Source organism: Oleiphilus sp. HI0125, assembly GCF_001635355.1.
Genome location: NZ_LWGF01000665.1, coordinates 1 through 1,180 on the forward strand (window position 1 = coordinate 1; position 1,180 = coordinate 1,180).

At 46.5% G+C, this 1,180-nt stretch carries 1 protein-coding gene; it reads right to left on the bottom strand.

Annotated features, from left to right (window positions below; translation table 11 throughout):
- Positions 1-1,180: 3'-5' exonuclease (locus A3762_RS09420; RefSeq protein WP_304439278.1), on the bottom strand; the 1,180-nt coding region annotated here is incomplete at both ends.

Consider the following 1,180-nt stretch of genomic DNA (forward strand, 5'->3'; position numbering starts at 1 on the left):
TTCAACGCGATAATCGTTTTCGTCTAATTGTGCTAAAGCAATTGATGCTCCAGAAGCGCTGCCGATTTCTATCAGCGGCAGCGCAAGCACTTGTTGAACCCATTGCTCGAGATAAGCCGCCCATGCTTGTTCATGCCGCTCTGGCACTAAGGCATACTGCTGCAACAAATTACAGATGTGCTCTTCTAAATTAGTGGCTGGGACATTGGTGTTTAGCTCGCCCGTTGCGAATTCAATATCCTCGAATAAGCGGTGCAAGAAAGTACCTGCCTGACTACCCTTGGGGAAATTCATAATATCAATCGCGTTAGCTGGCGGGGCTTCGCCGAGATCATCCATTGATCGATGAGTATGCTCACTATGCGGGTTTAATGCTCTGTGCTCATTAAGCAATCCGGTAAAGCTTTGGACCTTCCATGATTGTTTTAATTGAGGAGCGAATAACTCGTCTGAGAGCTCAGAAGCCGATTGAGAACTTTGATCAATCAACAATCGACTCGAGCGATTGAGCGCGTGTACTTCTTCAAACGTGAGATATTGATATGAAGTAGAAAAATCAGTGTGCTTCGTAAAACGAGAGATTGCGTCTTGCAGCCATCCTTTTTCAAGATCATCGGGTAACTGGCCCTGTGATAACAAATAACCAAGCGCAGTGGAGTACATTTTGGGTGATCGACTCCCACTAAACTCCGCGGTGCCGATATAACAATGATATTGTGCGCGCGTTAAAGCGACATATAGTAAACGCATTTCTTCCGCTAAACGCTCTCGATCAGCCGCTGTTTGCTGTTGCTCGTTCGGCTCTAATGCTAAACATAAGCGTCCAGCCTCATCATAGAACCAAGCCTGTTGCGCATCTCTTGTCGTAAACAGAAACGGTAAAAACACAATTGGGTATTCCAAGCCCTTTGACTTATGAATCGTCACGATACGAACCAAGGCCTCGTCGCTTTCTAAACGAAGCTGATGCGTCGCGAGTTTTTCGGCTGATGGCTGCGCAGTCTGCCCAATGCACTGCCAATACCAACGTAACAAGGCGCTTTCTGATCGCAATGTGCGTGCTTTTTCTTGTAAAAGTTCAGCTAACTGACTGATGTTAGTTAGGCTGCGCTCCCAATCTAGCGTTACAGTGTCCTGTGACGTCGCCGCGTTATGCCAATGCTTTAGAATTGAAAACTCA